This window comes from Stenotrophomonas sp. LM091 (assembly GCF_001806305.1).
Classification (GTDB): domain Bacteria; phylum Pseudomonadota; class Gammaproteobacteria; order Xanthomonadales; family Xanthomonadaceae; genus Stenotrophomonas; species Stenotrophomonas bentonitica_A.
This window is the reverse complement of record NZ_CP017483.1, coordinates 432,103-456,908: the sequence shown is the minus strand read 5'-3', so window position 1 is coordinate 456,908 and position 24,806 is coordinate 432,103. Positions and strand designations below refer to the sequence as shown.

The window sequence follows — 24,806 nt, the reverse complement described above, 5'->3', positions numbered from 1 at the left end:
ACGTCAGCCCTCCGGCGGGTAGGAGTCGGGGCCGTGGCTATCCTTGTCCCGGATCTGGCCGTTCGGGCGGTGGATTACCAGCTCTGACTCTTGGTTGCGTGCAATCTCCCGCGCGGCGTCGATGGCCTGCTGCTGAGTGTCGTGCAGTGAGGTGGCGCGCTGATTGCCAGCGCCCCTGACCGCCCAACCGTCCTGGTGGGGAACAACATGTTGGTTCTTGCCTGCCATTTCACAGCTCCTTGATCAGGTTAAACAGCACTGTTGGTGTATCTAATTGCAGTTGCCTCGGGAAAAGCGATGGCGCACAATCTGTTGCTCCTCCAGACAACACCCTGAGCGTGAATCACTCAAGCCGGAAAGGCGAAAGTGTTGTCTGGATGGGCAACACCCTAGCAGGGTCAAAACCGGGATGCAAGTCTCATTTGTGAATTTCCCCGCGGGGCGCGGGGACGGTGGAAAGCGCCCCTTGCTGACCAGGAGTAAGTAATGCCGCAAACAGGCTTAGGCCTTGCCTTAAAAACGCTACGCGAGCGAGCGACCATGTCTTTGCGCGAATTGGGCCAGCTTTCGTCAATCGATCACGCGTATGTCTATCGCTTGGAGACAGGCGAGAAGACCAGCCCGTCCCCCGATCTTGTCGACAAGCTGTTGCATGTGCTCAAGCCAGGGGAAAGGGATGAGGAAATGGTGTCGTGGCTCGTTGATCATCCTGAAGCGGATCCAAAGCTTGTTGAGTTTGTGTTACAAGACCCGACAATCAGTGTCGAAGTGTTCTCAGCAGCAGCAGGCATGAGGCACCGGGGCACAGCAAGGCCAGATCCGGCTCTGCTCATATCCAGAGTTCAAAAAGCGTTTCAGGATGACGACGAGGACGAGTAGCCATGGACGAGGTTGCTGTTAGGCAGAAAGCGAGATCCTTCATTGCTCGAATCGATCTGACGACGATTCGCGATGATCTGTCTCCTTACCTAGCGGCAGCCAACGCCAAGCTGCGAACGGAAGAGCTTGGCGTTGGCGAGTCCGGCTTTACGATCACAAAGGCTAGCGGTCGAAGCATCGTAACGGTGAACGGCCAGGAGACAAGGGAGCGGCAACGCTTCACGATCTGCCACGAGATTGCTCACATCGTGCTTGGATTGCCTTCATCGCATGAAGAGGTGCCCGCTTGGTCTTATGCCAAGCGACACATTAACGAGATTGCATGTGACACGTTCGCATCCGAGCTCTTGATGCCATATCAGCTCTGGCTTCCCCGCGTTCCCAAAGAAGAGCCATCGATTGAAGTTGTTCAAGAGATGGCTGAGCACTTTGGCACGTCATTCCCAGCCGCAGCATCTCGCTACGCGAGCCTCAGCGAGCGGCCCTGCGCATTTGTGACGATGGAGCGCGGAGGTCTCAGATACGCCGCGCGATCGACGTTGCTGAGGCAGGTTGGAGCGTGGATTTCGCCCAGATCGACCATTCCGTCGGGTTCGGTAGCCTATCGGCTTCGAGCAGCGGGAAAGAGCGGGGCAGAGTCGGACGATGTCGCTCAGGACATCTGGTTCGACAACTGGGAGAGAGGGCTGCAACTGACGGAGATCAGTCGCCATTTCGCGGGCTCGGACACCACGACCTCACTCCTATGGTTCGACGCTGAAGAACTTCCCACTAGAGAGGTTGATCGTTTTGGTGCACGCGTCGATGAGGAAGAGGCGCTCTCTGAGCTCACCGGTGAGCTGTCTTGGTCCAAGCTGGATCGGCGCCGTTGATCGGGCTGCAACAGGGCGATTGCAAATGGCCATGATGCAGGGATAGGCCCTCATGCATCCAGCGAGGTGAAGGTGCAGCTTGGCTCCTAGCGTCCATTGAACGCGTTTGAGTAAAGCCCGCGAGCTGCTGCAAATCTCCATGTAAAGCAGACAGCAGGGAAGGGGCATTCTTCTCGGCCTTTCGTTAGTCTTGGGCATACTTTCGAAGCGGATGCGCCACTTGAGTGGATCCCTCTTAGGCAACGAAAACCGTTCAAAAATAGTGCATTTCAAGCTATTGCGCTTCCTGAATCTTGAGCCATAACCAATGGACTAAGACACTGGAAGCTTCATGACCATCGAACACACACGTATCAAAACATACAGCCGGGCCAAGGGCCATTCGGCGATCGCAGCCGCTGCCTATCGAGGGGGGTTTTTGCTTATTGACCCAAAATCCGGCGCGAAGCATGACTACCGAGGTCGGGCTGGGATCATTCAGGCGTGCTGCTTGGCTCCCGCTGGGTCGCCTGCTTGGACCAATGACCCGCAGCGCCTATGGGCGGCGGCTGAAGCGGCAGAGCGTCGCCGGAACAGCACCGTCTGCCGCGACTTCACCATCGCCTTGCCGCACGAGCTCGATGATCGCGAACGGTGGAGTCTTATTCTCGACATCTCGCATGCGCTGATCGACCGGTATGGCTTTGCATTACAAGCCAGCCACCACCAGCCAACCAAGGACGATCCTCGCTACTTCTACGCCCACCTCTTAGCGACGACCAGGCGTATGGAGGCCGCTGGCCTCACTGCTAAGACGAGAGCGCTGGACGGGCGTATCAACGGGTACGGTGAGGTGCTCTGGATTCGAGCGATGATCTCTGAGCGCATCAATGCGCATCTCGGTCTAGGTGAACTCCAGGTTGAGCGTAAGACCCAGGATCTAGCGGAGCGCCTTGCCACGCGTCGGGGGGAGGGAGTCGTTGGCGACGATCAAGCGAGCTTTGAGCAACTCTTGGGCCGCTACCGAAAGGAGGGCAAGCTTCTTCCAGTCCCAGCGGGCCACACGGCTGAGCGGGCGCGTGGCGAACAGTCCAGGGCGCTCCCCATGGTTGCCGGCACTGCTGCTGACGCGATCCCGTACAGCCCTGCCGCTCTACCGGTCGGTTTGGACATCAATGAAGGTAAGGGCGGCGAAGTTCAGTCAAGAGCTCCGGCAGAGCCACCGTGCCCTCAAGATAGGCACTGAGGGTATTAGCCATATGCTCGTCCAGGCCGAAGCCGGCGGCTTGCTGATCAGCAAGCCAGCTTTCCACGTGAGCATGGCGCAGCTGAGCTTCCCGTTCGTCCAGGAGTGTCTGTGAGTGGGTCAAGTCTTGTTTCATGCTAAGAATCCGAGTTGTGGCTTGCTCTGATTCCTAGCACAAAGCGCTCTGCCGTCAAGTCCTGCTAGTGGCTACGGCGAACTTGTTACAGCGTCGGTCCATCATTGATTGCTTGGTTCAACAGCTCATACCAGCGATTCATGTCACTCTCCCGGTAGAACTTGATCGTCCACACGGGGTGATCAGCATCCCGAACGCTAAGCGTCAGCGAGCCTTGGCGCTTGGAGTTGTGCCAGTGCTTTTCCCACGCACGGACATCGTTCAGCGGATAGATCTTCGTTGCCTGAGTCGTGCGGAGCTTGATTCGGGAACGCGCCACAGACAGCGCCAGGGCGCTGTTGCTGTGGAAATAGGAATGGTCGAACTCCGCCGCGAATGCTGCTTGGTCACCGCGTGACCTGAGAGTCCTGCCCACGCCTACGGCGAAAAGCGCGCCGGCGCCTACGACGAGCAAAAGGAAGAATGTGCCGACAGTCATTTGAGCTCCTCGGATGCAAGGGGGCGATTAAGCGATTAGCGGACTACTGGACTCGGCCAGTGATCTTCCAGGTGTCACCGACCTCGGTGAAGGTGTAGACGCCATCCATCTGGTTCCCAAAGTCGCGATCCATCGCCATCACCTGGCTCGACACCGCGCAGTTGTAGCTCGGCGTGCCCTCAGATTTGGCGCATTCCGCGCTCTGGAACTCCCGAATCTTCGCTTTTTCGTTGCTGTTGTCTTTAACGTACTGCAAGAAGGCGTTTTGCCGTTCGTCATGAGATGGGCCGCTTCCAGAGCAAGCGGCAAGGCAGGCGGTCAACACGCCAACGACGGCCACACGGAGCTTCAACATGACGGGTCCTTTCAGTGCGATGGGGCTGTGCCAGAGCCCGGGGTTGCGGCCAGGCCAAGAATACGATAAACGTAGTATACGGGCAACGTAATTTACGGCGAACGTAGCTTACGTTCATGCTTGGGGCATGAGTGCCCCCAACGCCCGCAGTGTCCGTGTCGTATTCGCCGCTCGCTTGAAGGAGCAGCGGCAAGCTAACGGGCTCAGCCAAAAGGCCTTAGGAGTGGCGATGGGACTGCCAGAAGATGTGGCCGGGGTTCGGATCAACAGGTACGAACGCGCGGTGCACGATTGCGACAGCGAGACCGCCCAGAAGCTTGCGCAGGCGCTTGGGGTGTCTGTGGCCTATCTCTACGCTGAGACCGATGAACTCGCCGAGTTGATTCAAGAGTTCACGCGCCTGCCCGCGTCGGAGCAGCGGGCGATCGTACAGGAGCTTAAGAAGCGTTCTGCCAAGCGCTAGTGCGGCAGCAGGCGCTGGGCGCCAGTCCCAAGACTCTGGTTATCAACGACTTGGGCCCTGTGGCGGCGCACTCGTCTCCGATAGTGCCAATCGGCACCCTTGACGCTGGGCATTACGCACCGTGCTGGGTGGCTACGCCCGAGTGAGCGGGTCTTCGCAGAAGCGGCACCTCGATCAGGTGTGCCAAGAACCGTGCTGGTCGTCTGTTATGCAGACCAACAGGAGAGTGGGCTTCCCCAAACCCCGTGGGCACCCAGCGCCTCTTTGTCGGTACCCCAGAACGCGTAAAATTGATCATTCTCGGGGCGGTAAACCAGCCACTTCCCGTTCAGGTCCGCAAGGCAGAAGCCTGAAATCGTAGTGCCCAGCTCAAATCCAGGAAGCCCAGGAGCCATCACGATCGCTGTGAGCGGAAATGGCTCCCGTCGATTTGAGGTGATTTCACTAGTCAGATCCTTGAGATATTCATCTGGATTTTCCTCGGAACCGACGTAGACATCCTCGGAAAGGCGCAAATGCCGATCTTGGATTTGATCAAAGTCAATCATGGTTGTGGTCCCCCTTGGGCGGCGGCGGCTTAGGATAGTGCGTCGTCTCGTGAGGCTTGTCTCCCTTAGCAACGGATCGATGCACGGCCTGCCCACCGATCTTGAGCCCATAGAGCCCTCAATTCCCCCAAGCGAGGTCCCTCAGAGCTCGGGATCGGGCATCAATCATTCGATTGAATGAATGCAGTTACTGACACGAAGCTCTCAGGCTGCCCGGCCTCTTGCTTACCGGGCTCGGAATCAGGATTTGATGGACGCTCCGAGCCATTCCGTTGCTTCGTCCAAGTTCAAGTGCAGGCTCGCGTAGGACTTCCTGAGCAGGGTCGGGGACAGGAGTCCGTCCCATTTTTGACTTGCCATGTTCTTGGCCTCAGCCAGCAGCGTGTCAATGGCGGGGGGCGGTTGGGAGGCGATCTCTGCCAAGAGCTTCGCGATCTCGTCCGTGGTCTCCGACCCACGCTTGATCTCGACCCCAAGTTTTCCTGACTGTGCCCTGAGGCCTTTGGCGTTCAGAAGGCAAGCGATGGCTTCGTTTGCATCGTCACCGAGCCAGGTCAACAGCAGCCACTCGCTGCCCTGATTGACCAAAAGCGCGGAGTCCAACGCATGCTGCGCGTAGGTCGCGCGCCCCTCATTTAAGAAGCGTTGCGCAGTGGCGTCGAGAAAGCGCGGTTCGACCTGCCCTCGGTAGAGCGCACGCATCGTTTGGCGGATTTTGGTATGGACGCGCCCGCCGCTGCCGTTGAACAAAGGTGGTGTTCCACCCTTGGAAGGGGCGACATAGATGGTCTTATGGGCCTCATCGATCTCCTCGACGAGCCAGGTGCGCCCGCCAAACAAGATGCGTTGGCCGACTGTGAGCATCTGCGAGATGGGCAGTGTCCCAAGCGACTTGCCCCCAGCGATGATCCGGAACTCCTCATCGACGGTAAAAGCGGCGTAGAAAGAGTAGTGGTTGACGATCTTGTCGCCCACAGGGCCGTGAAGCAAGAGTCCCGATCCGTCTTGGATCAGCACGTCTTGTTGGCCTAGGTGCCGAAGAAGCTCAATGAACGCGGCCGATGAGATCCCGTCGAAGGGAGCACCCTTGGCGCAGAGCATGCTGTAAGCCTGCGCTGCTTGGAGCCCACCATACTGGGCAATGGCCGACAAGAGCTGTTGAATCAACGTCGACATATGCGCCCCGTTGACGATCGGTGGCTCAAACCATTTCTCGATGAGCAAGTGCACGACCGCAATGGCGTGAACGGTATCGAGCCGGAGTCGGGTTGGGAGATCTGACTCGGCGTCGATCGCGTTCTCGACCACATATGCACGCAAAATGGCTGGCTCGCCTTCACGGCGCCCGGAACGCCCCATCCTCTGACGCAAGCTGGCGACTGAAGGCGGAACCCCGATCTGGGCGACGCTCTTCACGGCGCCAATGTCGATTCCCAACTCCAAAGTGTTGGTGCAAATGGCTGTGGCGGGCCGCTCTTTTTGTTTGAGCGCGGCCTCTGTGTCTGTCCGGATCTCCTTCGAGAGACTGCCATGATGAGGCCAGAACTCACGCGGCCGCTTGGCACCTTCGCTCAGCTCATTGAGCAGGTAAGTGTAGCGCTCAACTTCGCGCCGACTATTGGGAAAAACGAGGTTGCTGCTGCCGGCCAAGTTCGCATAGAGGTGTGCTGCGATTGTCTTGGAGGAGCTGTCTCCGCTCTGTTTTCCAGCTTGCGGGATCGGCTCCTCGAAGCCTTTGACAACAAGTTGAAGCTCAGAGCCAGTACCGGGTGCATCAACGATGGCTGCTTGGCCGTTGGGTCGCAAGAAGCAGGCGGCAGAGCTTAGATCCCCTAACGTCGCCGAAAGCCCAATGCGCGGCACTATGCGGCCAACCACAAGCTCGATGCGATGCATCAACGATTGAAGCTGCTTGCCGCGTTCGGTGCCGATGAAGGCATGGAGCTCATCAATCACGAGGAATGAAAGAGACTTGAAGATGCCTGCAACAGCGGTGCCACGGTTGCAGAACATCGCCTCGAGCGACTCGGGTGTGATCAATAGAACGCCAAGCGGCTTCTTGAAAAATCGTTGCTTGCTCGTTGCGCCGATATCGCCGTGCCATGGCCATACCGGGATGTCCAAGTTCTCGCAGAGTCGTTCCAAGCGGCCGAACTGGTCATTGATGAGCGCTTTCAGGGGGCTGATATAGATGATCAGGCCCGGCGCTGGGCGCTCCAAGAAATGCGTCAGTGCCGGGAGGAACGCGGCCTCCGTCTTGCCGGACGCGGTGCTCGCCGCCACGATGACATCTCGATCACCTGGAAGGATGAGCGGTATGGCCATTTCCTGGACATCACGCAGCGCCTCCCATTGCTCCGCCCACAAGTAGCGCTGGATCTCTGGGTGAAGGAGGTGGAAGGCGCTGGATTGGCTCATGGGATCAGAGCTTAAACGAGCTTAGCTCGTCATCGGTCTGCACAGCCAGGTCAGTGTCCCCACCGTGGTCTTCCTCAACTTCCACCGAGCCGATCAGGGACTGCCAAGTCACCCCTGGGTTTTGTTCAAGAACTGCGAGGAGGTTGATGAAGGCGGTGATGGTGGTTCGTGGAGTGCGGAAGAAGCTCTCGCCAAGGCGCTTGGAGCAGTGCGCCATAAACTGTTCGATGGCTTCGTCGGGCAGCAAATACTTCGCTTCATCGCCACTGGCGTAGACATGACGGATCTTGGTCAGCAGCACGTAGAAGTCTTCCGCCGTGAGGCTGGAGAGGCGCACAACCGGCCCGCTGAAATCGACAAGCCCGTTGCCGGCGAACGTGTTTTGCGCCAGGCGGCTTTGCAGGGCCTGATAGCTATAGACGCCGCGCCTGGTGTCCATGAGGAACTCCGGCGTCCCACCCAGGACAAAGCCAAGGCCAACCGCCGTTCCTTGGAGAGAGTCATTGAGCATGCGGAGCAGTTGCTCGTAGTTCGAATTGCGCGCCTGTGCGTTCGCGAGCTTGTAGAGGTTGACGAGCTCATCCAGACAAACCAGAAGTCCACTAAAGCCCGCCAAGCGCACGAAACGTCCCATCAGTTTGAGCTGATCATAGACAGAGGCATCGTCAACGATAGTGCGAACCCCAAGCGCGGCTCTGGCATCTGTGCGGGTGGCGAACTCGCCTCGAAGCCAACGTATCGCATCGGATTTAAGTTGCTCGTTGCCTTCATCAAAGCCTCGGCAGTAGGCGGCAATGACATCGGCAAAGTCATAGCCGTTCACAAGCTCGGTCAATTGTTCGAGCTTGGCTCTGAGGACTTGTTCGGTCGGCACTCCTTGCGCCTTGGCATCGGCCTTTGCGGTGGAGATGAATTTCTCCACCACACCGGCCAGTGCACCTCCCTCAGGCTTCGTTCGCGTCGCGAGATTGCGCATCAGCTCGGCGTAAAGCGAACGGGCCTGTCCGCCGGAAGCGTGGAGGCGCCGGTCGGGGTTGAGGTCAGCGCTGGCCACCACCAGCTTGCGTTCCATCGCAATGGCGCGAACCAAGTTGAGGAAGAAGGTTTTACCAGCGCCATATTCGCCAATGACCAATCGAAATGAGGACCCGCCATCGGCGAGGCGATCAATGTCGCTCACAAGGGTTTCCACTTCTCGCGCGCGCCCGACTTGGATGAGGTGTTGTCCAGCTCGAGGGACAACGCCGGCGCGAAGCGACTGGACCACGGCATCCCGGTCCTTACTGCGAATGGGGCTACTCATTGCTCAATCTTCTCGATGAATTCAGGGTTGATCTCCAAAGGGTCATCGCCTTCGGAGAAGGGAAGGTCATAGGCGTCGAAAGAGGCGTCGTTGATTTGCTCCAACGCGCCATCAAGCATCAACTCCAAGTCCGAAGCGGTATCTTGGAGCTCTGCCCGGGTCCAAGTGGGGCGGGACAACATCAGACGAAGCAACGCACTGTGAGCGTCGTCCAGGCCAATCAAGCCGGTTTCCGCTGGCTCTTCCTCGACGACCGTGAGGCCAGGTGGAGGAGCCCCTGGATCAGGGAGCTCTTCGGCAAAGATGTTGGCCAAGAGGGCGGAGACTTTCGCAGTGTCGCGTTGGAGTGTTGCAATCCTCTCTGGGTCAAGACGAAATCCTGTTGCATCTGGTGCGTCACTTGCTCGGCGCGCAGTAGGTGCATGCACATCGCTAAATACGCGCTTGGGCTCAACGCCTAAGGTCTTGTAGACCTTTTCTAAGAACCGAACTTCCTCCGGTGAAACCATGCCGTCTACTTGCGCCAAGTTGGCCATGGCTGCAGCGATCGCTTCCTTGGTGTTTTGACCTAACGGATCAAGCTTCTTCTTCAAAGAGGCAAGGTTAATGGGGGCGACCGACAGGAGGAGAAGATGCGCCCGGAGCCTGCGATGGTCCGCGGCACTAAGGTGGCTCCAAGCGTCAATCTCCCCGGTCAGGTGGGCGACCTCTTCGGTGCTGAACGCGCCATCCGATTGCGCAACCGTTGATGCCAGTTGTAGCGTCAGGAGCGCCGTCTGGTAGGCGTCAGTGTCGGCCTGGTGCGTTTGGTCGGGCAACATGGCAAAAAGCACCACGTCGTCTTCGGTGCCCGGTGTGCGGGCGCCTTCAAGGACATTGGGCTCGATGCCAATGTGCGCCGATTCCAGAGCCCGCGCCAGATCTCGAACCTTTTCTCGTCCGAGCGCGCCTGAAAAGCCCCCGAGACGGTCAAGCACGTCGGACAAGGGGAGTGTGATCGTCGCCTCGCCCGTGTCAGCGTAGAGCTTCGCTAGGGCTATCCGAGGTGCATCCGGCCAGATACTTGGCGGAAGCAAGAGCAATCCATCTAAGGTGTCTCTTGCCTCGGGCATCTTGCCAATCAGTCGGCTAAACGCTCCGAGCTCCTGGGCGCACTGATTCACAATCGACGTAAGGGTGTTCAGTGGTGCGCGCAGTGCCGTGACATCGGGGATGTCGCCAAAGGCTTTGGTGACAGGAGTCGTGCCATAGAGCCCGGGCGAGGTGGCTTGCCTGGCAAATTTCAGCTTGGTCTTGTTCTTGGTAAGGACGAGCCCTGGGCCAAAGAGTTCGCGGTAGCGTTCTAAAAAGAGTCGGTCGAATTCGGTCTCACAGCGCGTTGCAGCTGTGCGGATGGAGATGGCTGGATTGAGCCTTGCCCATGCAAGTGCGAGGGGCCCCGGGATGGGGGCGCGATCTACCGAACACTGACCGAGTGCTAGACGGATAGTGAAAGGCACATCGATGCTGCGCTCAAAGGAAGGCAGCGGCTGCAAGTAGAGCTTTTCTGTTGCGGCGTCGAGCTCCATCCAGTCAAGCAAGCTGTTGATGGAAACACGCAAAGACCCGTAGGCTGTGCCGTAGATCGCATCAAGCTGTCGAAGTGCCGATTTGATTGCTGGCCAGTCTTTCTTGCTGCCGACATCCGTTACCCCATCCAGCAAAACGCGACGTTCGATGCCGTAGAAGAAGAGGTGTACACAACCGTACGAGCACTCAGGGTCAGTGCGATCGGATGCCAGCCAGCTGAGGTAAGCTCGTCGTTCCATCGGCGAGAACTCGGCATAGCTCAGCCGGTGCCCGACAGTTTGAACACGGAAGTTCCCCGTGGGAGCGACGGCCAAGACGGCGTTCACCAAGCTTGGGTCATTGCCCGCGTATTTGGTGGGGAGCTTTACCCCTGTATAGAACAAGCCACCCCGGATGGTCAGGCCGGCAATTTCGATGCTGTCCTCAGGACCGAGCCATCGGGTGGTTGCCCAACCCTCGGGCGGACGGGGCACGGTGAATTTGCGCTGCTCCTCGCTGGGCGTCGCTATCCGGTGGAGTTCGCCGTGGCTTGCGCCTTGCCCCGGTGCCGCACTGACCATTACGGCCTGAGGTGGCGCTGCTGGGAGCGGTGGGGGCATTGGCACAGCCGAAGCCACCGCCACCGGCAGAGATTGGCTTTTTGTAGTCTCAGACGCTGTGGGCGTCTGATGGTCTTCTTTGGGACGAGGCCGATTGAAAGAGGGCACGATGATCAAGGGATCCGCATTGCCGGAGGATCCAGAGCCAGCGACGGCGGGCAGAGCCTGACGTTCGGCGACAGCCTTCATCGCCACGGTGAGATTCCCCAAGGTGTCCTTGGCCGGAGCAACGCTAGGCATCGCCTCGCGATAGGCCCTTGCCGATTGAGATTGTCTTTCAGTGACCGCATTCATCGCGGCCGCGAGGTTCCCCAAGTCGATTTTGGGCGGGGTCGTTGCGTCCGGCGCCACGTCCGGCTGGGCCGGCTGCCGAGTCGATGAGGCGACATCGCCGACAGTACTCCCTTCCGTCGTACGCCCGCTGGCCTTTGTTCCACGCTCAATGGGGCGTGGCCCCATGTCCCCGCCATCCGGGCCCGGTGGCGTGGTGACTGTTGAGGGCAGAGGTTTTCGACGCGGAGGAGTTTGGGTCAGTTCCGCTAATGTCGGCTGGTGTTCTGTGCCTGCCGCCGGGGCGGGCACCTTATTTGATTGCCAGCGAGAGTAGGCGTAAAACACGCCCCCGACCAAGGTGACGACGCCGAGCGTGATCCAAACTTCTTTCGGGACGAGTGCGATCAGGACCAAGATGCCAACGATCAAAGCCCCGCCCGATTGCTTCCTTGACGCCATGTGGCCCCCTGCCTCTGGCTTTTCCTGAGGACATTGTACCCCCTCAGAAATGGGCTGCTGGGGAGGTCATCAGCGCGCCCCGGCAGGCTGAATGGCGGGGGGAGCTCGCAGTTGACCAGGGGCCGGGCTGCCTGCCCCAGCGGGGGCATAGGAGGCAACCATGGCGGGTATCGGGTAACGGGTATCGGGGACCGGGGACCGGGGCTCGGGCCGCGCCCTCCTGGGCTCCATGGCTAAGCCGCCTCGGAAAGCCCAGCCATCACCCGATGGTGCTCCGTGAAGCCAAGCTCATCAAACACGGCCTTGAACTTGATGAGGCAATAATTCACATCGTATTCGCCAAAGTCCGTGAGCGTGTTGGCATCGCCGTGAGAGTGGTGAGACAAATAGCGGCCCAACGCATGGAAGCTTCGGTCCTGCTCAGCGAGCTTATCCATCACCTCCTTGAATTTGCCTTGTGACGTGGTGAAGTAGAAGAACCGCTCCAGAATGCAGCGCATTGCATTGGCCGCCGTTGCGGATGTGACCTGATCTTGGTAGGCATCGCGGACGACTTGCCACCATGCTTCGTAGTCGTTCTTCAGATCGTCAATCTTCATAGGAACGATAGTGGTGTAGGTTTTCTTCAGGACGCGCTTTAGTTCAAAGTTCTTTGATCCTTTGCTGACTTTGATGAGCTCGTTGAGAAAGAAAAGGCTGTGGGTGAGGACCACCACTTGCTTGACACTCTTGCCACGCGTGTCCTCCAACGCGATGATGTCGCGAGAGATGGTCGCGGCGATGTCGTAGACGAAGTTGTGCGACAAGCTGGATATTGGGTCGTCGATAACGACGATCTTGCGTTCCAGTGGTGAAGACTGGTTCGATACCGAAGAGCCGGTGATGAGCTCGACGAAGTAGAGGAAGGTGATGAGGGTCTTCTCGCCCTCACTAAGGGAGCCGTAGACATCTGGCCCCTTGCCTGGGCGCACCAACTGGTAGAGATCGTCCTCACCTCTGCTAATTCGGAAGGAATCAACCCCTAGGGATTGCAGGCGAGTATTGATCGCCAAGACTGCTTCCTCCGTGCCGCTGCTTGTAGCGCGCAGCTCAACGAGGCGTGCCTCAGCTTCGGAAATCTGAGTGCGGAGTAGGGCCATTGCAGACTGGATTGCTTGCAGAGCATCCTGGGCACCCTTGGAGGTGGTCTTATAAAGCGACAGAGTGCCGTCGTTCTCAGTACACAGGCGATGCCAAAAGGTGTGCTCGATCCGCTTCAACTCGCGATCGCGATGGCTCAGGCGTCGGTTGTACTCGTCAACACGGTTCGAAACTACATCGATTGCCTCGCGCACAGCTGTCAGGAACGATTGGCTAGGTTCCATCTCGAAAGCGCTTTGGGGGGACAAGACCTTACTCGCCATTCTCTGCGCGTTGTCATTGAGCAGGCGACTTGCATTGGACCAGGCAAGTTCTAACGTTTGGTTCTCCGAAGCGAAGGGTTCCGTTTCGATAAGGTGCGCAATGGCTTGATCAAGGCTGGCAACACTTGCGGCGTAGCTCTCAGCAAGCAGCATCGCTCTGGCGACACGCCTGTCGAAGCTCGCATCAAAGAGCTTGGCAAGTTCCTCGGGGAAGTCGTGGGGAAGACTTTGCTGGCAGAAGGGGCACTGATCTTGGCTATGATCGAGATAGGAACGGCCCTGGTTGACCCAGTCGAGGTTGCCAATGTCCCTAATGAGAGCCGCAAGGGCACTGTCGCTGGACCCCACGATTGGCTCTTCCCAAATCTCATCTTGCTCGGTTCTGCCAAAGTTCGGCAGTTCAATCTCAATCCGAGGCTTGTGAGCGGTGTGACTGTCCCCGAGCTCATTAAGCGACTGAGCGAGCTCATCGAAAGTAGGCAGATCGCCGTCGTAGGGAGTGGCAGCTTTGGCTTGGAGCGCGTCGAAGAACTTCTGCTTGGAGTTTCCGTAAGGCAACCAAGGCTTGAAGGGGCCATCTTTCAGCGCAGCATAGGTCTTCCAGGCCGCGCCAAGCGCTGTTTCGTGGGCTGCGGCTCTCTCTTTTTCGCGCAACTGGCTCTGCTCAATGAGGCCATCGCGCTGCGCGCGCCAACTCTCAAGCTCTTGCTCGAGGCCTTCGGCGGCTTCCAATGCTGACGACTCAGGGTCGCCTATGGTGAAGATGCCTGGAACATCACTGCGGTTGCGGAAATGGGTCTCAATAAAGCGCTCGTTGTAGACCAAATACTCATATCTAGCGTCGGCAGGGTAAGTGGTCACCGAACAGCCGGAGATGGGCTCCTGGCCTGACGAGCAACTTTGGACAACCTGCCCAATGGCCGACTTGCCGGCACCATTGAGGCCATAGAAGAATGCAACGCGTTTGTCCGATGCGAAATCGATCGCTGTGACGGCACCTGGATCAAAGCTTCTAAAATTCTGGATGGCGATCTTTCTGATCATTGCTCTCTCTCAAAGAGGTCGGCCGTTCCCTAGGCCTAGGCTGTGACCACCGACGGCCACCGCATCCGCATCATACCGCCGCGGGACCTTGCGTTTGAGTGGCTCGCTGACAGATCCAGATTACAGGCAATCGATACGTGTTAATGAACCGTTCATGTAGGCGTGGGGCAGCACAGAGTGTTGCAGTCGATGCTCGGCGAGCAAGGTTAGACGCCTGATTCTGTCGATATCACATATGGGTATCGGGGCAATGCAAGAGCGCACTGATGGAATTTTCGATTCTCGAAATTCCGTGCGCTGCCTGTCGGCAGTGCGGAGGCCGTTGGCCTCCTCGTGTCCCGCTCCGCGGTCCACAAAGCAAGGCAAAACCCTGTGATTTCGCGCACGAAATCGCGCGTGCTGTGAAGGCCTAGACGAATAACGCAAATGGCCTTTTGTTGGCTTCTCCAAAAATGAATAGGAGAAGTCGTGGCAATTTATCACTCACACATGAAGTCGTTTGGCCGAGGCAAAGGCGATAGTTCAGTGGCAGCAGCAGCGTATCGCGCTGGATTTGATCTCGTCGACGAGGCGACCGGGCTGTCGCACCAATACTCGCGCCGGCACGGCGTTGATCACGCCCAGATGCTCGCCCCCAAGGGTGCTCCGGCCTGGTGCTTGGACACGCAAAAGTTCTGGAACGCCAACGAGGCCGCCGAGACACGCAAGAACGCCTTAGTCGCCCGGGAAGTAGAGGTGGCTCTGCCACAGAGCTTAGATCAAGCACAACGGAAGGCCTTGGCTCTGGACCTGGGGCAGCTCTTGGTGGATCGCTATCAAGTCGCCGTCTTGGTGGCGATCCACACGCCTAGCCGAAACGGGGACCAGCGCAACCATCATGTGCATCTTCTGATGTCCGCCAGGCAAGTGGGTCCAGAAGGCTTTGGCAAGCGCGCAGCTGCTGAGTTCGATGGGAGGCAAGGGCAGGGCAGCAATGCCGTCAAGGAGCTGCGCTTAGCGATTGCAGCCACCATCAACAGGCATCTCGACATTGCCGGCATCCAAAAGCGGGTTGATCCTCGAAAATTGAAGACCCAAGCGCGAGAAGCGGCATTAAACGGCAACTTTGAACGTGCTCGGGAGCTGACCCGCACGCCAGGCAGGCACAATGGGAAGGTCAAGACAGCCCTAGAGCGAAAGAGCCGCCTGACTTGGTCTGTCCAGGGCCTTGGCGGCAAAGATGCGGCGATGAAGCTTGTTGCCACCATCTCGGCACACCAAGCAGCATTGATAAACGATCCGGGGGTGCCGGAGGGTCATAGCCACGCCGCTGCCTTGCGGGATCGGGCGAAGGCGGAAGATAGGCTCACATCGCAGGAGGGCAGGGCAGGTCATCCCCGCGATGTCGTGGATAGAGTGCGGGAGCATCTGTTGGATCGCCGCCCCATCGCCGCGCGGAGCTTCGATCAGTACAGCCGGCAAACCCTGCATCTCAGTCGCGTGCAGCGGATCACGAGAGCATCAGGACGCGATGCGGAGGTTCTCAATGCAGAGGCCAAGCTGATCGAGGACTGGCTGGAAGCGCAGCGAGAAGTCGCCCAAGATTCATTGGAGCTCCTTCGAAGCGTCCCCGGAATCCAAATTGAGCCGGAGTTCCAGCTCGCTCATGCCAGCATCTTGTGTCGGCGAGTGGATGACTACGCTGGCAAAGCGTTCACCTTTGAAGACACTGAGGTGCTTGCTCGCTCCTTGGCCAAGTATGCGCACATGATGGCGCGGCCGCATCGGGCGCGGATGGCGCTCCTTGATGCTCAGGCGAAGCTATCGGAGCACGCTGATGCACCGAAGACGCAAGCAGCGACGCGCGCCCGTCAGCGTGTCTACCGCGCGAAGACCCATGTGTCACCGAGGATTGCGGCAATCCAGCGTTGGCGAATTGACCAGGCCAGAAAGCGCATGACTGAGGCAAGGGGAGTCTTGGACAAGCACTTCATGGATTCCACGGCCGCAGCCGTCTCAAGTAGTCCATACCCGGATATCGATCCACCACCAGCTCGCACTGATGAAGCGGGGAGCTGGGAGCATAAGATGAAGGGGCGGCGACCGACGTTCTAAGTGGCTTGGAAAAGCACTGGCAAAAAAGATCCCCGGCAATGGGGATCTTTGCTGACTATTAGCCCGGATAAGCGGGGAATTTCTCGTCAGGGTGCTTGGACTTCCACTCTTTGTATGCAGCCGTGCCTTCCCATGCAGCAAATGACCTCGGCGTACGCCCCCGGCCTGACCAAGTCTCTTGAGTGTGGGGCAGCCAATACTTGGCGGCAACGGCTTTCTTCGGGCCGGCACTCTTGCGGGGCTGACCGGCGCTCGCAGCGAGTGACGAAGAAATCTCAGATCTCTGCTTGGCGTTGAAGTTCTTAGCGTACTGAGCAATGAGGTTCAAGATCTCCGCGTGGGCATCAGACGTCTGCTCTTGCCGCAGTTGAGCCTCTTGGGCCTCGAGAGCTTGGATCTCATCTTGAAGCTTTTGCTTGGCGGTGAGGATAGAGTCAAGGGTCAGTTTGGTCATTCATTGGTCCTTTAAAACGGATGCAGATAGGGTGCGGCGCTGTCGGAGTAGAGTCCGAGAGGTACCGCTTTATAGTGGGGTCTGATGACGCTAAGCTGGAAGCGTTCTGGACATAGCTGTAGAAGGCTTTGGCCGCCGATCAGGTGCTCTACGCTCAGGCGGATTATTGCATGCCAAAAGCAGTGTCGGGCAGCTAGGCCCGATACACTGTCTTTCGCGCGTTAAACACCTCAGGAGAGTCTCGGTATGCCGTATCTCAGTTTTCACGTCTCGGCGGACACATCGCAAAAGCAATCAGACCAAGTCGCAAGTGTCCTGACGGAACTGACAGCGACCGTGCTCGGCAAGAAGCGCGAGCTCACTGCCGTAGAGATCAATGCTACTTCGCCTAAAGGTTGGTACATCGGCGGAATGAGCCTTGCTGGTCAAGAGTTGGTGACGTTCTATTTGGACATCAAGGTCACCGAGGGCACCAACACCAAGAATGAGAAAAGTCAGTACGTTCGCCAGGTCTTTGAGGCTGTCACTGAGATATTTGGGCCGCTTGCCCCAGCGAGTTACGTTGTTATCCATGAAGTTCATGCAGACGCGTGGGGCTACGAGGGGAGAACCCAAGAATATCGTTACATCTCTGGCGTCTCACTTTAGTGGCGAAGAGTCATCTGCCTAAGCCGGAGCCAATTTCCGGCTTTGGCCCATCTAGCTTTACGCAGGGGCAGTATTAGAAGAGAAGGCGAGCGTAGATGGCGGGATGGGGGCTGACGCGGGCGCCGGTGTTGTGGGCGGTTTATTCCGTTTCGGACATTCATAGGCAGACTTTGACAGATCATGTGCCGCCAGTTCGACAGGGGTGTAGCACTGCCGCGAGAAGTAAAGACTGTTCGCGCCTTACCTGTGCTAGATCAGCATGCTGGCAGCAGTTCCGGCTCCGAGCGCTTTGAACAGGCGACGGTCGGCCGCCGAATGGCTTGCGTCGTTGGCAGCCTCTGACTTGCCGCCGTGCAAATCGCCACGCATGATTTTCAGCCGCGTTGGAGTTGCTCAAGTTCGGGTTGACCTCTAGACTTCAAGGACACTCACCAGGACACGGTCCGGTTTGAGTTCTGTAGGAAGATCAAGGGTTTAGGAGAGGGGACGTTTAGTCCCACTCTCTCCGCCACCCCGCAGGTCTTTGCCTGTCTATTTCGACAACCACATATGCATCAACCCTCAAGGGCTGGTGGTGTAAATCAGGTTTCGCTCAAGTTTCGCAACGCAGCACCTTTGCAGTACACATCCATCGGGAGACGGGGGATAGCAGCAATGGGCTTTCTTGGTTGTTTGGGCGGAAGTTCGAAGTGTGATGTGGATGGACGTCGCGGGTGACTCTTTAATTTTTCTGCCTTTCCACTTTCGATTTTTAAGGTCTCGGTAATGACTTCGTTCCTAAAGCGGAAGCCCCAAGGAGACGATGATCGCTCCTTCGCTCTTGCTGACAGTCACGTGAATTCGGTGGTGTCCGCGTATCCAGCGCAAGCGAAGTCCTTCTGGATTCCTCCATTCTGGTTCGCCAAGTAATGCAATGAGTTCAGATTTTTTCAGGCCAAATGTTAGTCCGTAAGGCAAGTTGCCTTGGTAGATCGAAAATTCTTCCAGCCTCATCCCGTAATAACGGATGTTCACCAACACGAGCGCTCCGGCCGGATAGTCGCGTTGTGGGGCGCTGAGTGATGCTGAGTCCGAGAATGTCAGTTCGATTCCAGCGGCCTCGTTCGACAGGTAGGTATCTGTATCTCCCCGTGGAAGGATGGGTCGCTCATTGACATCCAGTGCAGCCAGTAAAGCGTCAAGTTTGGTTTCGCCGTGATAATATCCAAGGCATTCAAAGTGTTCCATGTTGGTCTCGTAGTCCGCGGGCGATCATGTAATCAGGCCTTTTGTAAGGCAATTTAGTGTCTTTGGATGCCCTTTTGGTTGCCTGCTCAGGATTTTCTTGAATCCTTCATCGACGTCGCACTCATCAATGCTTTCTGGCATTGCTTCGACGTCTCCACGCGCAGACGCAGCGAGTCCTGCTGCAACATTTGCAGGAATTTGCCGCAGGTTGAGCTGATTTATACCTATGCGTGTCGCGGAACTGTTATGGATTTGCCCTGGTGCGCTCTAGCCTGGGTTTCAGCTTTGATGGTATTTTTCCATTCTAGATTTTCCGCGCGTGCTTTCAATGCTGATTTGGAGGGAGTGTGGTCGCGATCATGTTTTTCGTTACCATTTTTCGCTCCAAGTCACACATCGGTGGTGATCAGATCCCAGCGGCCGTTCAAAAACGGCGCTAGCGGCGCTCCTACACAGAGGCCAACCCACGCCCCCGCCGAGTCGCACCAGGCGAGTACCCCATAACACGCTTGTAAGCCCGACTGAAAGCCGCCTGCGACGCGTACCCAAGACGCTCTGCCACCACCTCGATGGAGAGGTTCTGCTGGCTCAGCCATTGACTGGCCAAGTGCATACGCAGCTCGGTCACATATCGCAGCGGCGCGGTTCCCATGACAGTCTGGAACCGTTCCGCAAAGACAGACCGTGAGATGTTGGATTCCGCAGCCAGCGCTTCGACCGTCCAGTCCCGCCCAGGGTCTCTGTGCAGGGCAAGCAACGACAGTGACAGACGCGGGTCGCGCAGGGCCATGACCAGGCCGGAGGCGCCGTCGCAACCGCGCTCGACCCAGTCACGGACAATCATGGCGGCCACTGCATCCGCCAGCCGGGCGAGGATTCCTGCATAGCCAATGCGTCCGGAACACACCTCGCGCTTCATCGCGTCGACCATCGGCAACAGCCCAGGGAACTGCGTGGCGTTGCCATCGCACAACATCACCGCCGGCATCACCTTGCTCAACCCTTGCATGCCGCCCAGATCGAACACCATGCAGCCGTGGAAGAGCACCGCGCTGGGCACGGCATGTGTGCTTGGGCACGTGTCTATCCCGCTCACTGCGTCGCCCAGCGGGGCTGCGTCGATCGTTTCCAGGCACTGGACGGGATGGTCCTCGCCCGACAGCAACGCGTGTTCGTCTCCGCGGGGAAGAAGTACGACATCCCCGGCGGATAGACGGTGTTGGCTGCCGTCTGCGCCACGAAGAATCGCCGTGCCCACTGCCAGGTAATGGAAGTAGGCATGGCCTGGCTTTGAGGGAAATCCAAGCCCGAAGGTCGGTCCGGTCTGAATGCGCCGGTATTGAACGCCATGCAGCCGCATGCCGGTCAGCAGTTCGCTGATCAGGTCGGTGGGCTGGAGTGGCGTGTGGCTCATGGAGACGGTTCGGGGTTTCGATCAAAAATACAGGTCGGACAATCATAGATCATCCTGACCTGGCTCCCTAGACTCTCGGCTGCACGAATGCACTGGGATCTGTGATGAGCAATAACGTAGTTGATGTCGCGAACACGCCTGATTCTGTGGACAGGGGGAGCGGGGAGCCTTCTTCATCGGCATGGGTGGCGGTGTTTTCGCTGGCCATGGGGGTCTTCGGGCTGCTCACCGCGGAATATCTGCCTGCCAGCCTGTTGACGCCGATGGCGGCGGACCTGGGGGTGTCGGAGGCGCTGGCCGGGCAAGCGGTGACGGTCACTGCGGTTGTGGCCCTGTTCGCTGGCCTGCTGGTGCCGCGGTTGACCCGTTCGATAGACAGGCGCCTGGTGCTGTTGAGTTTCACGGCCCTGATGATCCTCTCCAACGCCTTGGTGGCGTTGTCGTCCAGCATGGGCGTGCTGCTGGTGATGCGGGTCCTTCTGGGCATCGCGCTGGGCGGTTTCTGGAGCATGGCAGCGGCCGTGGCCATGCGGCTGGTGCCGCCCCAGCGCGTGCCTCGCGCGCTGTCCATCATCTTCAGCGGGATTGCGGTCGGCACGGTGGTGTCGGTTCCGTTGGGGAGCTACCTCGGCGGGATGCTGGGCTGGCGCAGCGCGTTCTGGGCGGCGACGGCGGTAGGTGGACTCACGTTTGCGTTCCAGTGGTTCACGCTGCCCCGGATGGCCCCCCGCAAGGCGGCAGTTCCCGAGTCGGTGGTGGCCCTGCTGCGCCGTCCGGGCGTTGCGGTCGGCATGCTGGGCTGCGTCCTGGCGCACACCGGTCAGTACTCGCTCTTTACTTACATCCGCCCCACGTTGGAGAGCCTGGGGCAGATGAGCGCCGATGGCCTGGCGCTGATCCTGCTCGGGTTCGGTGTGGCGAATTTCGTTGGCACTCTCCTGGCCGGCTGGCTCATGGAGCGCAGTCTGAAAGTCACGCTGGTGCTCATGCCTGCCTTGGTTGGCGTAGCCGCGCTGGGCATGCTCCTGTTGCCGGTGAGCGTCGGTGGGCTGTCGATCCTGGTAGCACTGTGGGGTCTGGCCTTCGGTGGCGTGCCGGTTGCGTGGTCGAGCTGGGTCGCGCGTGCGGTGCCTGACCAGGCCGAGAGTGCCGGCGGGATGGTGGTCGCTGCGGTGCAGTCGTCCATCGCAGCGGGCGCCGCGTTGGGTGGCGTGGTGTTCGGGCTGGGCGGCATCGTTGCAGTCCTTGTCGTTGCCGCGGCGGTGATGCTCCTCGCCAGCCTGCTCATCGCGTTCCGGGTCAGGGTGAGCTCGGCGCCGTTGTCGGCAGGTCCGGCGTTTCATATCTAGGCGACCACACCAGGAATGCACGTCGGGAGTGAAGGACTGTCGATGTAGTCGGCGTCCTGTATCCGCTTCCGCTAAAGTGCTCGGCCCTGTTTTAACTGGCGCTCGCTCCCGAGCGTGCACTTGAAGGACGTTGTTGTTGATGGTGTTGAAAGGTCTGGTGGTGTTGTTTTTGGTTTCTGCGTCGGTTCCTGGTGTGGCAGCAGAGCTGGTCGGCCGCGCGACGGTCACGGACGGGGACACCCTCACCGTGGCCAAGCAGCGCATCCGCCTATGGGGCATCGATGCGCCGGAAAGCGCGCAGCAATGCACCGGTAAAGATGGGCGCACTTGGCCCTGTGGGCGTCGGTCAGCCGCCGCGCTGGACGGCTATCTGCTGGAAAAAACCGTTCGTTGCCAGCCCAAGGACACGGACCGCTACGGCAGGGTGGTGGCGGAGTGCTTTGTCCAGGGGGCGTCGGTCAATCGGTGGATGGTGCGCTCCGGTTGGGCGGTGGCGTACCGCCAGTACGCCACGGCATTCATCGCAGACGAAGCCGACGCGCGCCAGCATCAGCGGAACCTCTGGCAGGGGCCGTTCCAGATGCCAGCCGACTATCGTCGCAGCAAGCGTGACCAGGCCGCGCGACACGCCCCGGTGGCCACGCAGCCGGCGCCGGGCGGATGCCAAATCAAGGGCAACATCTCCCGCCAAGGCAAGAAGATCTACCACGTGCCGGGCCAGCGGGACTACGCGCGCACGAGTATCGACACGAGTCGCGGCGAGCGCATGTTCTGCAGCCCTGCCGACGCAGTGCGGGCAGGGTGGCAGGCGGCCAAGCGCTGAGCGTCTCAAACCCTCTCATGCAGGCGGCGACGTAGCGCGCCCGCCGCTGCCGCGATGGCCATCGCAGGCAACGCCAGCACCAGTGCATACACCAGTCCGGCCAGCAACAACGGGCCAACGCCCGAGACCACGGCCACCACCGGCACCTGCAGCGCCATGAGCAACAGTCCCCACAGCCACGCCTTGCGGGGGAAGCAGGCGCCTAGAACCGCGGCGATAGCCAGTGCGATGGGATAGACGACGGTCCAGAACGCCGGCGCATCCCAAGGCTCGCCGCCGGGTGTCCGCCAGGCCACCAGCACCCAGAACACCACGCCGACCTTCAGCGTGACAGCTGCTGCTGCAAGAAGATTTCCCGTCGTCCGCATCGTTGTGCTCCTGCGCGAACGGGCAGGATGCCATCGTTCGACGGGTGAGTGCGTCTACTTCATGGTCTCAAACGGCACCAGTGACGCCCACACCAGCAGCAGGGCCAGCCACAGCCAGCGCCCCACTGGCAGCGCTTGCCGGGCGGTTCGGGGGCGCTGGCACTGGCTGGCGCATGGGCGGGCTCAGAAGGCGTACGCAGCTTGCACGTACACACGGCGCGGCTCACCCGGGAAGTGGCCGGTGCGCTCGCTGAAGCCGCTGGCGGCGTACACCTTGTCGAACAGGTTTTTGACGTTGGCCTGGAACTGCCACTGCTGCCATTGGGTCTTCCAGCTCATGTCGAACACGGTGTACGGCTTCACCCGTTGGCCATCCAGGCTGACGCGCTCATCCACGTAATCGGCGCCGAAACCGATGGCCGAATGGATTGCCGGCAGGTCGTAGCGTGTCCACAGGCCGAGCTTGTTCTGCGGCGCATTGGCGAAGCGATCGCCGGACGCATTGGTGATGCCGTTGCTGCCGGCATCTTTCACCCGCGCATCGTTGTAGGCGTAGGTGAGGTTGAGCACCCAGCGGTCGGTGACATCGGCCAGCAGGTCCAGCTCCATGCCCGTACTGCGCACCAGGCCCAGGGCGGCCAGTTGGTTGACGCCGTCCACGATCTCACCGGTGGCCTGCACGATATTGCTGCGGTCGATCCGGTACGCGGCCAGGTTCAAGGTGATGCGCTCGGCCAGCAGGGATTTCAACCCGACTTCCCATTGTCTGCTGCGCTCGGCATCGAACGGGCCGCCCGCCTCGGCGCTCTGGTTGGCCGCGCTCTGGGGCATGAAGCCGCTGGCGATGTTGGCGTAGAAATTGACGCCTTCCCGCACGGTGTACGTGCTGCCCAGCCGCCAGCTGATGTCGTTGCCATCCACCGCGGTGCCGGCAATGCGGTCATCGTCCTTGAACCCGTCCCAGCGCAGTCCGGCCAGCACATGCCAGCGCGGGGTCAGCGTCAGTTCGTCCTGGAGGTAGCCGCCATAGCGCTTGCTGCGCGTGCTGGTGCTCCGCCAGGGCAGGGCGGCCAGGTTGTAGTCGCGCCACGAACTTGCGCCATACACCGGGTTGAACAGGTCGATGCCCGGCACCGGGCCGGCACCCCGCGCCAGGTCCGCGCTGTTGGCCGTCTGCGCGGTGAAGTCGGCATCCTGCTGGTACACATCGGCGCCAAACAGCACCTTGTGCTCGATGCGGCCGGTGCTGACACGCCACACTGCGTTGGCGTTGGCGGTGAAGGCATCGTTGTCGCGGATCTGGTTGCGCAGCTGGCGGGTCATCCATTCAGGCACGCCGTCGCGGTTGCGGTCGATCAGCCCCATCGGCTCGTGGTAGATCTGGTGCTCGTTGTTCTCGAACCAGCGCGCACCCACATCCACGTCCAGGTTGGTGCTGGGCGAGAAGCGGTACTGCGCCAGCGCCACCTTGGCGCGCATGTCGAGGAAGTCGGTGGCTTCGTTGTGGTTCCAGCGCCGGTCGGTGAGAAAGCTGCCGTTGTCGTCCACCGGCACGCCGCGCAGGCGGTTGCCGCCCAGGTTCTGGGTGATGTCGGTGAACTGCAGGGTCAACTCGCCGGTGTCGCCTACGTCGAAGGCGAGCGACGCATCACCGATCACGCTTTCGCTGTCTGCGTTCCAACGCACGCCCTGCTCGGTGTCGCCATACAGCCCGGCGCGGTAGCGCACGCTGCCAGCGGCGTTCATCGGCCCGGTGGCCTCGATCGATGCAGCCCGGAAATCGTTGTTGCCGGCCTGCAGTTCGATGCGGCGCTCGGGCGTGGCTTTCGGCTTGCGCGTCACGTAGTTGATGACGCCGCCGGCATCACCGCCGCCGTACAGGGCGCCGGCCGGTCCCTTCAGGACCTCCACGCGCTCGATGTTGAACAGCTGCGGGACCGAAAAACCGGCATAGGGGTCGCCGCGCAGGCCGTCATACAGCACGTTTTCCTGGCGGAAGCCGCGCAGGGTCACGCCGGCGTAGCTGAAGAAGCTGATGCCGCTGATGCTGCGGTACAGGTCGGTGATCTGGCGGGCCGCCTGGTCTTCGATCAGCTCACGCGGCACCACCTGGATGGACTGCGGCACCAGCGCCAGCGGCGTATCCGTCCGCGTGCCCACCGTGGCGTCGTCGACCCGGTAGAGGGTCTGGGCGCGGCCGAGGACCTGGACTGCGTCGAGCTGTTGCACATCGGGGGAGGAGGGCGGAGCGGCATGTGCCGAAAGGCAGGCGAAGGTCAGGGGCAAGCCCAGGGCAGAGAGACGAAGCGACGGGCGGGTCATCGGAGGCAGGGGGGGCGTAGTCGCGAATGAGAAATATTAACATGCAGCCTCAATCACTCAATCGGCTGCATCACCCCAAGGCG

The 24,806-nt window shown here is 59.6% G+C and carries 21 protein-coding genes; 8 read left to right on the top strand and 13 right to left on the bottom strand.

All coding sequences use genetic code 11. The annotated features are described in order from the left end of the window. Nucleotides 1-3 precede the first annotated feature (3 nt). Nucleotides 4-228, bottom strand: a complete 225-nt coding sequence (locus BIZ42_RS02010) for a DUF2188 domain-containing protein (RefSeq protein WP_070425401.1) — start codon at nt 226-228, stop codon at nt 4-6. Between the two features lie 258 nt (nt 229-486). Here BIZ42_RS02010 and BIZ42_RS02005 point away from each other — a divergent pair, with 258 nt between their 5' ends. From BIZ42_RS02005 to BIZ42_RS01995, 3 genes are all read left to right on the top strand, one after another. Next, nucleotides 487-879 (top strand): helix-turn-helix transcriptional regulator, encoded by a 393-nt coding sequence (locus BIZ42_RS02005; protein WP_070425400.1) that lies wholly within the window; start codon nt 487-489, stop codon nt 877-879. Between the two features lie 2 nt (nt 880-881). Continuing rightward, the gene (locus BIZ42_RS02000; protein WP_070425399.1) at nt 882-1,751 is read left to right on the top strand and encodes an ImmA/IrrE family metallo-endopeptidase; all 870 of its coding nucleotides are present in this window, start codon (nt 882-884) and stop codon (nt 1,749-1,751) included. A gap of 331 nt (nt 1,752-2,082) precedes the next feature. Beyond that, on the top strand, nt 2,083-2,976 hold the full coding sequence (locus BIZ42_RS01995; protein WP_083279768.1) for a MobA/MobL family protein: 894 nt from the start codon (nt 2,083-2,085) through the stop codon (nt 2,974-2,976). A 221-nt stretch (nt 2,977-3,197) separates the two neighbouring features. Here the strand turns inward: BIZ42_RS01995 and BIZ42_RS01990 are convergent, their stop codons facing one another. After that, on the bottom strand, nt 3,198-3,590 hold the full coding sequence (locus BIZ42_RS01990; RefSeq protein ID WP_070425398.1) for a hypothetical protein: 393 nt from the start codon (nt 3,588-3,590) through the stop codon (nt 3,198-3,200). A 43-nt stretch (nt 3,591-3,633) separates the two neighbouring features. Further along, nucleotides 3,634-3,945: a hypothetical protein gene (locus tag BIZ42_RS01985; RefSeq protein ID WP_070425397.1), complete on the bottom strand. Its 312-nt coding sequence runs from the start codon at nt 3,943-3,945 to the stop codon at nt 3,634-3,636. Nucleotides 3,946-4,072: 127 nt separating this feature from the next. On the opposite strand from BIZ42_RS01985, the gene BIZ42_RS01980 reads away from it, so the two are divergent. Beyond that, complete coding sequence (locus BIZ42_RS01980; RefSeq protein WP_070425396.1) at nt 4,073-4,408, top strand: helix-turn-helix transcriptional regulator; 336 nt, start codon at nt 4,073-4,075, stop codon at nt 4,406-4,408. Nucleotides 4,409-4,614: 206 nt separating this feature from the next. On the opposite strand, the gene BIZ42_RS19495 is transcribed toward BIZ42_RS01980, so the two are convergent. The 5 genes from BIZ42_RS19495 to BIZ42_RS01960 form a co-directional block, all read right to left on the bottom strand. Further along, nucleotides 4,615-4,956, bottom strand: a complete 342-nt coding sequence (locus BIZ42_RS19495) for a hypothetical protein (protein ID WP_156785665.1) — start codon at nt 4,954-4,956, stop codon at nt 4,615-4,617. A 240-nt stretch (nt 4,957-5,196) separates the two neighbouring features. Continuing rightward, the gene (locus BIZ42_RS01975) at nt 5,197-7,374 is read right to left on the bottom strand and encodes a DEAD/DEAH box helicase (RefSeq protein ID WP_070425395.1); all 2,178 of its coding nucleotides are present in this window, start codon (nt 7,372-7,374) and stop codon (nt 5,197-5,199) included. Nucleotides 7,375-7,378: 4 nt separating this feature from the next. Further along, nucleotides 7,379-8,677, bottom strand: coding sequence for an ATP-binding protein (locus BIZ42_RS01970; RefSeq protein WP_019184217.1), 1,299 nt, complete (start codon nt 8,675-8,677; stop codon nt 7,379-7,381). Then, nucleotides 8,674-10,806 carry a TerB N-terminal domain-containing protein gene (locus BIZ42_RS01965; RefSeq protein WP_083279766.1) on the bottom strand — a complete coding sequence of 711 codons (2,133 nt, stop codon included), beginning with the start codon at nt 10,804-10,806 and terminating at the stop codon, nt 8,674-8,676. Before BIZ42_RS01965 ends, BIZ42_RS01970 begins: the two co-directional genes overlap by 4 nt. 1,004 nt (nt 10,807-11,810) lie before the next feature. Further along, complete coding sequence (locus BIZ42_RS01960; protein WP_070425393.1) at nt 11,811-14,024, bottom strand: AAA family ATPase; 2,214 nt, start codon at nt 14,022-14,024, stop codon at nt 11,811-11,813. Nucleotides 14,025-14,492: 468 nt separating this feature from the next. Here BIZ42_RS01960 and BIZ42_RS01955 point away from each other — a divergent pair, with 468 nt between their 5' ends. Then, a complete protein-coding gene (locus tag BIZ42_RS01955) occupies nt 14,493-16,118 on the top strand; it encodes a MobA/MobL family protein (RefSeq protein WP_172838025.1) in 1,626 nt (541 codons plus the stop codon). A gap of 58 nt (nt 16,119-16,176) precedes the next feature. Here BIZ42_RS01955 and BIZ42_RS01950 read toward each other — a convergent pair whose 3' ends face one another. Next, on the bottom strand, nt 16,177-16,572 hold the full coding sequence (locus BIZ42_RS01950) for an H-NS family nucleoid-associated regulatory protein (protein WP_019184213.1): 396 nt from the start codon (nt 16,570-16,572) through the stop codon (nt 16,177-16,179). Between the two features lie 246 nt (nt 16,573-16,818). On the opposite strand from BIZ42_RS01950, the gene BIZ42_RS01945 reads away from it, so the two are divergent. Beyond that, complete coding sequence (locus BIZ42_RS01945; RefSeq protein ID WP_070425391.1) at nt 16,819-17,220, top strand: tautomerase family protein; 402 nt, start codon at nt 16,819-16,821, stop codon at nt 17,218-17,220. A gap of 777 nt (nt 17,221-17,997) precedes the next feature. Here BIZ42_RS01945 and BIZ42_RS19490 read toward each other — a convergent pair. Together BIZ42_RS19490 and BIZ42_RS01940 are read right to left on the bottom strand one after the other, a co-directional pair. Beyond that, complete coding sequence (locus BIZ42_RS19490) at nt 17,998-18,447, bottom strand: hypothetical protein (RefSeq protein WP_156785664.1); 450 nt, start codon at nt 18,445-18,447, stop codon at nt 17,998-18,000. A 448-nt stretch (nt 18,448-18,895) separates the two neighbouring features. Further along, nucleotides 18,896-19,861 carry an AraC family transcriptional regulator gene (locus tag BIZ42_RS01940; protein ID WP_070425390.1) on the bottom strand — a complete coding sequence of 322 codons (966 nt, stop codon included), beginning with the start codon at nt 19,859-19,861 and terminating at the stop codon, nt 18,896-18,898. 104 nt (nt 19,862-19,965) lie between these two features. Between BIZ42_RS01940 and BIZ42_RS01935 the strand changes: the two genes are divergently transcribed. Together BIZ42_RS01935 and BIZ42_RS01930 are read left to right on the top strand one after the other, a co-directional pair. Continuing rightward, nucleotides 19,966-21,210: an MFS transporter gene (locus BIZ42_RS01935; protein ID WP_070425389.1), complete on the top strand. Its 1,245-nt coding sequence runs from the start codon at nt 19,966-19,968 to the stop codon at nt 21,208-21,210. A gap of 139 nt (nt 21,211-21,349) precedes the next feature. Next, a complete protein-coding gene (locus BIZ42_RS01930) occupies nt 21,350-22,033 on the top strand; it encodes a thermonuclease family protein (protein ID WP_070427420.1) in 684 nt (227 codons plus the stop codon). A 5-nt stretch (nt 22,034-22,038) separates the two neighbouring features. Here the strand turns inward: BIZ42_RS01930 and BIZ42_RS01925 are convergent, their stop codons facing one another. Together BIZ42_RS01925 and BIZ42_RS01920 are read right to left on the bottom strand one after the other, a co-directional pair. After that, nucleotides 22,039-22,401 carry a hypothetical protein gene (locus BIZ42_RS01925; protein WP_070425388.1) on the bottom strand — a complete coding sequence of 121 codons (363 nt, stop codon included), beginning with the start codon at nt 22,399-22,401 and terminating at the stop codon, nt 22,039-22,041. Nucleotides 22,402-22,584: 183 nt separating this feature from the next. After that, a complete protein-coding gene (locus tag BIZ42_RS01920) occupies nt 22,585-24,723 on the bottom strand; it encodes a TonB-dependent siderophore receptor (RefSeq protein ID WP_070425387.1) in 2,139 nt (712 codons plus the stop codon). Nucleotides 24,724-24,806: the final 83 nt, after the last annotated feature.

Bases quoted from the DNA above. Each gene is read 5' to 3' on its own strand.
- BIZ42_RS02010 (WP_070425401.1), bottom strand. From the start codon at position 228: ATGGCAGGCAAGAACCAACATGTTGTTCCCCACCAGGACGGTTGGGCG.
- BIZ42_RS02005 (WP_070425400.1), top strand. From the start codon at position 487: ATGCCGCAAACAGGCTTAGGCCTTGCCTTAAAAACGCTACGCGAGCGA.
- BIZ42_RS02000 (WP_070425399.1), top strand. From the start codon at position 882: ATGGACGAGGTTGCTGTTAGGCAGAAAGCGAGATCCTTCATTGCTCGA.
- BIZ42_RS01995 (WP_083279768.1), top strand. From the start codon at position 2,083: ATGACCATCGAACACACACGTATCAAAACATACAGCCGGGCCAAGGGC.
- BIZ42_RS01990 (WP_070425398.1), bottom strand. From the start codon at position 3,590: ATGACTGTCGGCACATTCTTCCTTTTGCTCGTCGTAGGCGCCGGCGCG.
- BIZ42_RS01985 (WP_070425397.1), bottom strand. From the start codon at position 3,945: ATGTTGAAGCTCCGTGTGGCCGTCGTTGGCGTGTTGACCGCCTGCCTT.
- BIZ42_RS01980 (WP_070425396.1), top strand. From the start codon at position 4,073: ATGAGTGCCCCCAACGCCCGCAGTGTCCGTGTCGTATTCGCCGCTCGC.
- BIZ42_RS19495 (WP_156785665.1), bottom strand. From the start codon at position 4,956: ATGATTGACTTTGATCAAATCCAAGATCGGCATTTGCGCCTTTCCGAG.
- BIZ42_RS01975 (WP_070425395.1), bottom strand. From the start codon at position 7,374: ATGAGCCAATCCAGCGCCTTCCACCTCCTTCACCCAGAGATCCAGCGC.
- BIZ42_RS01970 (WP_019184217.1), bottom strand. From the start codon at position 8,677: ATGAGTAGCCCCATTCGCAGTAAGGACCGGGATGCCGTGGTCCAGTCG.
- BIZ42_RS01965 (WP_083279766.1), bottom strand. From the start codon at position 10,806: ATGGTCAGTGCGGCACCGGGGCAAGGCGCAAGCCACGGCGAACTCCAC.
- BIZ42_RS01960 (WP_070425393.1), bottom strand. From the start codon at position 14,024: ATGATCAGAAAGATCGCCATCCAGAATTTTAGAAGCTTTGATCCAGGT.
- BIZ42_RS01950 (WP_019184213.1), bottom strand. From the start codon at position 16,572: ATGACCAAACTGACCCTTGACTCTATCCTCACCGCCAAGCAAAAGCTT.
- BIZ42_RS01945 (WP_070425391.1), top strand. From the start codon at position 16,819: ATGCCGTATCTCAGTTTTCACGTCTCGGCGGACACATCGCAAAAGCAA.
- BIZ42_RS19490 (WP_156785664.1), bottom strand. From the start codon at position 18,447: ATGGAACACTTTGAATGCCTTGGATATTATCACGGCGAAACCAAACTT.
- BIZ42_RS01940 (WP_070425390.1), bottom strand. From the start codon at position 19,861: ATGAGCCACACGCCACTCCAGCCCACCGACCTGATCAGCGAACTGCTG.
- BIZ42_RS01935 (WP_070425389.1), top strand. From the start codon at position 19,966: ATGAGCAATAACGTAGTTGATGTCGCGAACACGCCTGATTCTGTGGAC.
- BIZ42_RS01930 (WP_070427420.1), top strand. From the start codon at position 21,350: ATGGTGTTGAAAGGTCTGGTGGTGTTGTTTTTGGTTTCTGCGTCGGTT.
- BIZ42_RS01925 (WP_070425388.1), bottom strand. From the start codon at position 22,401: ATGCGGACGACGGGAAATCTTCTTGCAGCAGCAGCTGTCACGCTGAAG.
- BIZ42_RS01920 (WP_070425387.1), bottom strand. From the start codon at position 24,723: ATGACCCGCCCGTCGCTTCGTCTCTCTGCCCTGGGCTTGCCCCTGACC.